The organism is Gilvimarinus sp. 1_MG-2023 (genome assembly GCF_030548285.1).
On record NZ_JAUOSC010001876.1, the window covers coordinates 1 to 230 of the forward strand.

The following is a 230-nucleotide window of genomic DNA, read 5'->3' on the forward strand; positions in this document are numbered from 1 at the left end:
GTGGAGTCGTTATGACCATTACTTCTTCACCCATACAGAGAACCTGCCCGGCCAAGCCGACGCAGGTTTATTTGATGGGTACCTGCCTCGTTGACAGCTTTTTTCCGCACGCCGGAATGGATGCCATTACGGTGCTGCGCCAACTGGGCGTTGAGGTCGTTTTTCCTCAAGGCCAAACCTGCTGCGGCCAGCCCGCCTGGAATTCGGGTTACGAAGACGAAGCCCGTGCC

1 protein-coding gene is annotated in these 230 nt (G+C 57.0%); it reads left to right on the plus strand.

The window, feature by feature from the left end:
• Positions 1-74: 74 nt before the first annotated feature.
• On the plus strand, positions 75-230 hold a 156-nt coding region (locus tag Q4563_RS23200; protein WP_303606227.1), incomplete at its 3' end, for a heterodisulfide reductase-related iron-sulfur binding cluster.